Origin of the sequence: Roseospira goensis, from assembly GCF_014197795.1 — a bacterium.
In the GTDB taxonomy this organism is placed as follows: domain Bacteria; phylum Pseudomonadota; class Alphaproteobacteria; order Rhodospirillales; family Rhodospirillaceae; genus Rhodospira; species Rhodospira goensis.
Genome location: NZ_JACIGI010000060.1, coordinates 1 through 8,465 on the forward strand (window position 1 = coordinate 1; position 8,465 = coordinate 8,465).

Sequence of the window (8,465 nt, forward strand, 5' to 3'; positions counted from 1 at the left end):
TCAAGGTCATCAAGCGGATGGCCTACGGCTTCCGCGATGACGCCTACTTCTTCCTCAAGATCCGCGCCGCCTTCCCCGGAATTCCGTGATGAACCCGAAAAAAGCGCGAGCCTTGCGGCCGGGTGCGATGCTATAGCACGGGAAGAGCCGGCGGTCCCCCGCCGGCGCGATCCGAGGGAGCCTTTCGGGACATGGCTCGGGACATGGCGACGATCCTCTGGCCCCTGGGCCGTGTGCGGGGCCGTGCGCAGGGCCGTGCGCAGCGACGACGACCCCGGCCGGCCGCGCGACGACGCGGCCCGGGCCGTCGTGCCCGCGACGCCGGCGCCCTCGGCCGCGAACCCGGGATCCGTCCCGGCGGGGCCTGACGGCGACACGGCGGCCGGCGCCGGCGGCCCTTTCGCCCGCTGCCCCGTTCCCGTGCCGAGGATCGCCGCCCGATGACCGCCGTTCCGATGAGCCCTGCGCCGACCGCCCCCGACTCCCCTGTCCCCGAGTCTCGTGCCCCCGAGTCCCCTGCTGCCGTCTCCCACCCCGTGCCCTACGCCCTGCGGCCCGAGACGCCCGCCGACGGCCCGGTCATCGAGGCCCTGCTGGACCGCGCCTTCGGCCCCGACCGGCACGCCAAGCGGTCCTATGTATACCGCCACGGCGTCGATCCGGTCGCCGACCTGGGCTTCGTGGCCGACCGCCCGGACGGCACCCTGCTGGGCACGCTGCGGTTCTGGCCGGTGCTGGTGGGCGATGCCGCCCATCCGGCGCTGCTGCTCGGCCCCATCGCCGTGGAACCCGGGCTAAAGGGGCGCGGCATCGGCAAGGCGCTGATGCGCAAGGGCCTGTTCGAGGCTCGCCGGCACGGTCACGGCCTGGTCGTGCTGGTCGGGGATCTGCCGTATTATAGCCTGTTCGGGTTCCAGCCGGCGGCCCGGCTCGGCATCGTCATGCCGTTCGAACGCCCGCACCGGGTGCTGGCGCTGGAGCTGACCGCCGGCGCCGGGCGCGGCGGCGGCGCGCTGATGGCCGCCCACGCCCTGCCGGTGGCGCCCACGCGCCACGATACGGGCTAGGGGGCGCGGGGGAGGGGATGCCCGTCCCACGGCACGATTCCCCTGATCGTGGAAATGGACTACGGTCCCACCCGACCCCATGTTGACGTCTCATGTCTGGCGTCACGCGCACCGTCTTCCAGACTTCCAGATCCGATCCGCAGGGACCCCCGCTCCATGGACGTTATCCTCGGCCCGCTGTTCCAGATCATCCTGATCGTCATCGACCTCTACATCTGGGTGGTCATCATCCAGGCCATCCTGTCGTGGCTGGTGGCCTTCAACGTCATCAACGGCTACAACCGCTTCGTCGCCACGGTGGGCGAGGTGCTGTACCGCCTGACCGAGCCGGTGCTGGCGCCGATCCGCCGCCGCCTGCCGTCCATGGGCGGGGTGGACCTGTCGCCGGTGGTGCTGATTCTGGGCCTGATCTTCCTGCAACTCGTGATCCAGCAACTGATGTTCAAGATTCTGTGACCGACTGGGCGGACCCGGAGTCGGATGCGGCGCTGCCGCTGACCCCCGACCCGGAGGGCGCGCGCCTGGTGGTGCGGCTGACGCCCAAGGCGGCGCGCGACGGGATCGAAGGCCTGGCGGCGGATGCCGACGGCCGGCCCCACTTGCGCGTCTCGGTCACCGCGGTACCGGAGGCCGGCAAGGCCAACGCCGCCCTGGTGGGGCTGCTGGCCAAGCGCTGGAAGCTGCCGAAGCGCGCCATCGCCGTGGTCGCCGGCGCCACCGACCGCCGCAAGACCTTGCGCATCACCGCCGACGCGGCGACAGTCGAGGACCTGACGCGACGCCTCCGCAGCCTGCCGCGGCGCTGAGGCCGAGACCGGGGCTGAGACCGGGGCCGAGACCGGGGCCGGGGCCGCGCCGGCGACCCTCAGGTCCTCATCCCGTCCCACCCGTGCCACCGAGGGAGGCGTCCCATGGCCAGCGGCGCCCGCGTGATCGAGGGCCACGCCACCGCCCGCGAGATGCTGCGGGAGGTGCACCAAGCCGTGCACGACCTGAGCGAGGAACACCGCCTGACGGTCACCCTCGCCATCGTGGTGGTGGGGCAGGACGCCGCCACCCTGCGCCTGATCGAGAACAAGAAGGCGCGCGCCGAAGAGGCCGGGGTGCGCACCCAGTTGCACACCCTGCCACAGGAAACCTCGGATGAGGAGATCATCACCGTCATCGACGGCCTCAACCACGACGGCTCGGTGCACGGCATCCTGGTCCAGCACTATCTGCCGCGCTACCGCGACGCCCGGCGCCTGATCGAGGCCGTCGATCCCGCCAAGGACGTCGACGGCTTCCACACCCGCAACGCCGGCCTGCTGGCCAACGACGTCCCGGCCTTCGTGCCCTGCGAGGCACTGGCCGGCATCCATCTGATCAAGCGCTTCGTCGAGCCGCGCCCGGTCGGCTGGCATGCCGTGGTGGTCGGCGACACCCACCGCACCGGCCGGCCGGCGGCGCGGCTGCTGCTGAGCGAGCGCTGCACCGTGACGGTCTGCAACGAGGACACCCGCGACCTGGCCGACATCTCCGGTCAGGCCGACATCCTGGTGGCTGCGACCAACCGCGCCGGCATGATCCGCGCCCGCCACGTCAAGCCGGGGGCGGCGGTCGTCGACCTGGGGCGCAGCCGCATCACGGTGAACGACGAACTGCGCATCGTCGGCGACGTCCGCTTCGACGAGGTGCGCGAGGTCGCCGGCTGGGTCACCCCGGTGCCGGGGGGCGTCGGACCGGTGGCCATCGCCATGCTGATGCGCAACGTGGTGACCGCCTGCCGGCGCCAGAACCGGCTGGACGAGAAGGCCCGCCATGCCGGCGCCGCCTGACGACCCGGTCGCCCCCCGCATCCTGGTGGTGGACGACACCCCGGACATCCGCGAGCTGCTGGCGCGCTATCTGGGCCAGCACGGCCTGGTGGTGTCCACCGCCGCCGACGCCGCGACGGCAAGGGCCGCGCTCGCCGGCCCCGACTCGGCGCGTCCGGATCTGGTGATCCTGGATCTGATGATGCCGGGCGAGGACGGTCTGTCCCTGTGTCGGGCCCTACGCGCCGACCCGGAGACGGCGGACCTTCCCATCGTCATGCTGACCGCCATGGGCGAGGAGACCGACCGCGTGGTCGGCCTGGAACTGGGCGCCGACGACTACATCCCCAAGCCGTTCAACCCGCGCGAGCTGCTGGCGCGGGTGCGCGCCGTGCTGCGCCGGGCCGGACCGCGCCCGGGCGGCGACGGCGCGGGGGCGGGCGCGGCCGAGACCGGCGCGCCCCCGCTGTCCGCGCGCCTGCCCGAGGCCGGGCGGGTCCGCTTCGACCGCTGGATCCTGGACCTGGGCCGGCGCGAGCTGGAGGGGCCGGACGGGGTCGGCGTCGCCTTGTCCAGCGGCGAGTTCTCCATGCTGCGCGCCTTCGTCGAGCATCCCCAGCGGGTGTTGAGCCGCGAGCAGCTCCTGGATCTGGCGCGCGGCCACAATGCCGCGCTCACCGACCGCAGCATCGACACCCAGGTCAGCCGGCTGCGGCGCAAGATCGAGGCCGACCCGAAGGATCCGTACCTGCTCAAGACGGTGTGGGGCGGCGGCTACGTGCTGGCCGTGCCGGTGGAGCGGGTCTGAGATGACCGAGGATGCCGCGACTCGGCGGGCGCGCCGCCGGCGCCGCATCCCCTGGCCCTCCAGCCTGGCCGGCCAGACCATCCTGGTGCTGTTGGTCGGCCTCACCCTGTCACACCTGCTGGCCCTGGGCCTGTATTCGTTCGACCGGCTGCGGCTGCTGGAGATGCTGGGCGGGCGCGTCGTGGTCAGCCGCGTGGCGGAGGCCGTGCGACTGGTCGAGACCGCCGAGTCGCCGCGCGCCGAGCGCCGGCTGCAACACGCGCTCAGTGGCGGGCGGCTGTGGGTCCGCATCGCCGACACGCCGATCGTGGCCGCCAGCGAGGCCGCGCCCGGCGGCCTGGGGGGGCTGCGCACCCGGTTCCTGGAGCGGGCGCTGGCCATGGCGTTCGCCGGCGAGCCCGCGCGCATCGTGCGGGTCGGCGCGGCGCCGGCCGGCGCGCTGCTGCCGCCGGGGCGGCCGGCACGGATGATGCCGCACGCTGTCGACCCGTCGGTGGGGGCGCCGGGGCCGGGCGCGTCGGGGCCGGGTGCGTCGGGCATGCCCGGCATGGGGCACCCGATGCCGCGTTGGGGCCGGGCCGGCGATCCCTCGTTCCGCGAGGGCCTGCACCGCCTGATGATGGGCGACCCGGACGAGCAGGCGCTGGCGGTCTCGGTGGCGCTCGCGGACGGCCGCTGGCTCAACGTGGTGGCCCAGGTGCCGCGGCCGCAGGGGTTCTGGACCCCGGGCGCGCTGGCCTCCATGGGCCTGATGAGCGCCGTGATCCTGACGCTGTCGGTGTGGGCGGTGCGGCGCACGACGCGGCCCCTGCGCGCGGTGGCCGAGGCGGCCCGGCGCATGGGCGTGGACCCGCGCCGCGACCCGCTGCCGGAGACCGGCAGCCGCGAGCTGCGCGAGGTGGCCCGCGCCTTCAACACCATGCAGGAGCGCCTGTCCCGCCTCGTCGACAACCGCACCCGGCTGCTGGCGGCGATCTCTCACGATCTGCGCACGCCCATCACCACGTTGAAGCTGCGCGCCGAGTTCATCGAGGACGCCGAGGAACGCGCCCGCATGCTGGCGACCCTGGACGAGATGGAGCACATGGTCCGGGCCACCCTGGACTTCGCCCGCGACGACGTGGCCGCCGAGCCGGCGCGGCCGGTGGATCTGGCGGCCCTGGTGGCGGCACTGTGCGACGATCTGGCCGAGACCGGCCGGCCGGTGACGCTGGCGGATGGGACCGGGGACACCACCGAGTCGGCGCCGGCGCCGGCGGCGGTGATCCGGGGGCGGCCGACGGCGCTGCGCCGCGCGGTCACCAACCTGGTGATCAACGCCTGCACCCATGGCGGCGGCGCGCGGGTCCGCCTGGAGCCGGCCATGGTGCTGGACGACGGCCCCGGCTGGGCCGTCGTGGTGCGCGACGACGGCGCCGGCATCCCGGAGGATCACCTGGCCCGGGTCACCGACCCGTTCTACCGCGTGGAGGGCTCGCGGGCGCGCAGCACCGGTGGCATCGGCCTGGGGCTGTCCATCGTGCAGGCGGTGGCCGACGCCCACGGCGGCCGGCTGGTGCTGCGCAACCGGCCGGAGGGCGGCCTGGAGGCGCGCCTGGAGGTCCCGGCCGGGCGCCCGGCGCGCGGCGCGGCCGCCTCCTGACGGCGCCGCGCCCGGGCGGGCGCCCACGCAGGAGCGTGGGCGCGAGACTCCCTGTCCCGGTCCAACGCTCCCGGCCGGCCCCCACGCGGGAGCGTAGGCGCAAGGTTCCTTCTCTCGGTCCCACGCTCCCGCGTGGGACCGCGCGCCGTGCGGGCACCCACGCGGGACCATCAGCCGATTGCGACAAACCGGAATCGCGGCACGACTTCGGTTTGTCGCGATAATCGGCTGTAAAATCAATAATGTAGAGCCGATCGTTCGAAATCGGACCGCATCTGCGGTTCCGATTTCGAACGATCGGCTCATGTGCACGGGATGCACCGTCCCGGCCCGTCACACTTTGTCACCGCACCCGGCCGGCGCGGTCAAACCTCGGTCACGGCGCGGGTGTTTCCTGGAACCATCGACGGGGCGGACAGGGCCGCAGGGCCTCCCCCCCGCCAGGAACCCCGAGCCGACCCCCGCCGTTATGGGATGAGGGGTTCACAATCGAGAGGAGATCGCCATGAAAACCCGTACTCGCACCTCCCGCGCCCTGATCGCCGCCGGTGCCGTGGCCGCCGTGCTCGGCCTCGGCGCCGCCGGCATCGCCACCGCCCAGGCCCAGGGCTGGGGCGGCGGCCCCGGCTACGGCCGCCACGGCGGCATGATGGGGGGCTGCCCCGGCGGTGGCCCGGGCATGATGGGCGGCCGCGGCGGCCCCGGCATGATGGGCGGCCCCGGCATGATGGGCGGCCCCGGCATGATGGGCGGCCCCGGCATGATGGGTGGTCCCGGTATGATGATGGGCATGGCCGGCGGCGCCCTGGGGCCCATGGACACCGACGCCGACGGCACCATCACCCGGGCCGAGTTCGACCGTTTCCATGACCTCGGCTTCGCGGCCATGGATGCCGACGGCGACGGTCAGGTGAACCGTCAGGACTTCATCGACGCCCGCCAGCGTCCGATGGCCGCCTTCGGTGGCCCGGGCATGGCCCAGAGCCGCGCCGACTGGCGCGCCCAGCGTCAGGCCACCATGCAGGGGCAGCGCTTCGACATGTGGGACGGCGACGGTGACGGCGTGGTCACCAAGCCCGAGCTCACGTCGGTCGCCGAGTCGCATTTCGCCATGATGGACCTGGACCGCGACGGCACCGTCACGACTGAGGAGATGGCGGCCAAGCGCATGTTCGGTCCGCGCGGGCCGATGTGGCAGCAGTCCCAGTAGGCCCGGACCATCCGAGCTGGAGCATCCGAGCCGGAGTACCCGAGCGGGCGGGCGACAATGGGGCGTCCGCCCGTTCTCGGTCCTTTGGTCTCCGTCACGCGCCGGGAGGCGTTAACCGGATGGTCACAGGATCGGGCTAGTCTCTTGTCCAGGACACCTCCCTGATCCCTCCTCGGCGGTGGCGATGACCCGGCCTTTCCTCCCTTCCGCGGTCCTCGGCGCCGCCGTTCTTTGTCTGCTCGTCGGTCCGGTCGCCGCGCCGGCCGACGCCCGCGAGGCCGGGCGCACCCTCCAGTACGGCCACAGCACCGCCCCGTTCTGGCGCGTCGGCACCCCGGACCAGGACCTGAGCCGGTTGTGCCGTCGCGGCCGCTTCAACCAGCGCGCCCATAACGGCTTTTACATCGGCTATTACGGCGGCGAGAATCCGGGCCGCGGCTACACCGGCATCGCCAAGCAGGGCTACAACCTGATTGATCCGACCGGACAGGCCGAAGCGGGCGTGACCTACCACTTCTTCAACGACGGCTATTCGAATTGCCGCGTCTACACCGCGCCCGATCCGGCCCCGCCGCAGTAGTCCCGCAGCAGTTGTGCGGCCCCGCGCGCCCGCGCAGAGCCGCACGCCCACCGTCGTCAGTTGGCGACCAGGTGGTCCGGGATCGCGATCCCCTGTTCCTCGTAGAACCGGGCCGCGCCGGGGTGCACCGGCGCGGGCAGGCCGGCGATGGCCTTCTCCAGCGCCATGGCCTTGGTGGCCGGGTGGATGTTGTTCAGGAACGGCAGATTCTCGTAGATGGTCTTGGTGATGAGGTAGACGGACTCCTCGTCGACACCCTCATGCACGGCCAGGATATTGGGCTGGGCGATGGTGTTGATGTCCTTGGCCTGGTCCGGGTAGGTGCCGGCCGGGATCACGAAGCGGGTCCACAGCTCGCCTTCGCCGTTGGCCTCGGCCATCTGCTCGTCGGTGAAGTCCAGGATCACCAGATCGTCGCCGGCGCCGGCGAAGGCCTGGGTGATGGCGCCCACGGGCGGGCCGGCCGGGATGTTGAAGCCGTCGATGGTGCCGTTGACGAACGCCTCGGCGCTGGGGCCGTAGCCCAGGTAGGCGACGTCGAACAGACCGTCGACGTCGTAGCCCAGATTGCCCAGGATCTCGCGGCCCGAGCCCTCGGTGCCGGAGTTCTTCTTGCCGATGGAGAAGCCGCGGCCCTCCAGGTTGGCCATGTCGGCGATGGTGCCGGTCTCGGCGTACTCGGCGCGGATGCCGAAGTGCTCGACGTTCTGCCACAGCATGGTGACCGAACGCAGCCACGCCTGCGGCCCCTCGGACTCGACGGCCCCGGTGCCGTTGGCCGCCCACTTGCCGTACAGGCCCTGGAGAATCGCGAACTGCGCCTGGTCTTCGCGCAGCAGCTTGACGTTCTCGCCCGAGCCGGCGGAGGTGATGGCCGACATGGACACGCCGGTCTTGGGCTCCAGCTTCACCTTGGTGAGCGTGGCCAGGGCGACGCCGACCGGGTAGTAGGTGCCGCCGGTGGTGGCGGTGGCCAGGGTGTAGCTCTTCGACTCCTGCGCCTGCACCGGCGCGACGGCGGCGGCGCCGAGCCCGACGGCCAGCGCGGCGGCGGCGCCCAGGGTGCTGAGACGCTTGGCGAGCATCGTGGACATGGTGTCTCTCCCCGTTTGCATGGGTTGTGAGGGCGCGGCGACGGTGAGTCGCGCCAGCCGTCGGCGATCGTCCGGCGGGCCGGTCGGAATGGCCCGCGGCGCGCCCGGCCGACCGGCGGGTCTCGGGCCGCGATCCCGGCCGATCATATGGGCGCGTGCGGGCGGATTACGAGAAAAAAGGTTCATCACGGAATTCCGGGGAAGGCGGCGCGGATCTTGAGGAAGAAGTAGGCGTCATCGCGGAAGCCGTAGGCCATCCGCTTGATGA

At 72.6% G+C, this 8,465-nt stretch carries 9 protein-coding genes; 8 read left to right on the top strand and 1 reads right to left on the bottom strand.

Annotation, left to right across the window (positions count from 1 at the left end; all coding sequences use genetic code 11):
* Window positions 1–440: 440 nt before the first annotated feature.
* The 8 genes from GGD88_RS17925 (at window position 441) to GGD88_RS17960 (ending at window position 7,103) form a co-directional block, all read left to right on the top strand.
* A complete protein-coding gene (locus tag GGD88_RS17925) occupies window positions 441–1,067 on the top strand; it encodes a GNAT family N-acetyltransferase (RefSeq protein WP_246423860.1) in 627 nt (208 codons plus the stop codon).
* A gap of 156 nt (window positions 1,068–1,223) precedes the next feature.
* Window positions 1,224–1,523, top strand: a complete 300-nt coding sequence (locus GGD88_RS17930; RefSeq protein ID WP_184438058.1) for a YggT family protein — start codon at window positions 1,224–1,226, stop codon at window positions 1,521–1,523.
* A complete protein-coding gene (locus tag GGD88_RS17935; protein WP_343056420.1) occupies window positions 1,520–1,873 on the top strand; it encodes a DUF167 family protein in 354 nt (117 codons plus the stop codon). Before GGD88_RS17930 ends, GGD88_RS17935 begins: the two co-directional genes overlap by 4 nt.
* A gap of 105 nt (window positions 1,874–1,978) precedes the next feature.
* Window positions 1,979–2,884 (top strand): bifunctional 5,10-methylenetetrahydrofolate dehydrogenase/5,10-methenyltetrahydrofolate cyclohydrolase, encoded by a 906-nt coding sequence (locus GGD88_RS17940; RefSeq protein ID WP_184438060.1) that lies wholly within the window; start codon window positions 1,979–1,981, stop codon window positions 2,882–2,884.
* The gene (locus tag GGD88_RS17945; protein WP_184438062.1) at window positions 2,868–3,671 is read left to right on the top strand and encodes a response regulator; all 804 of its coding nucleotides are present in this window, start codon (window positions 2,868–2,870) and stop codon (window positions 3,669–3,671) included. The genes GGD88_RS17940 and GGD88_RS17945 overlap by 17 nt, the downstream gene beginning before the upstream one ends.
* Before the next feature lies 1 nt (window position 3,672).
* The gene (locus GGD88_RS19230; protein ID WP_184438064.1) at window positions 3,673–5,313 is read left to right on the top strand and encodes an ATP-binding protein; all 1,641 of its coding nucleotides are present in this window, start codon (window positions 3,673–3,675) and stop codon (window positions 5,311–5,313) included.
* Window positions 5,314–5,818: 505 nt separating this feature from the next.
* Complete coding sequence (locus GGD88_RS17955) at window positions 5,819–6,523, top strand: EF-hand domain-containing protein (protein ID WP_184438072.1); 705 nt, start codon at window positions 5,819–5,821, stop codon at window positions 6,521–6,523.
* A gap of 184 nt (window positions 6,524–6,707) precedes the next feature.
* Window positions 6,708–7,103 (top strand): hypothetical protein, encoded by a 396-nt coding sequence (locus GGD88_RS17960; protein ID WP_184438066.1) that lies wholly within the window; start codon window positions 6,708–6,710, stop codon window positions 7,101–7,103.
* 56 nt (window positions 7,104–7,159) lie between these two features.
* Here GGD88_RS17960 and GGD88_RS17965 read toward each other — a convergent pair whose 3' ends face one another.
* A complete protein-coding gene (locus tag GGD88_RS17965) occupies window positions 7,160–8,197 on the bottom strand; it encodes a TAXI family TRAP transporter solute-binding subunit (RefSeq protein ID WP_246423861.1) in 1,038 nt (345 codons plus the stop codon).
* Window positions 8,198–8,465: the final 268 nt, after the last annotated feature.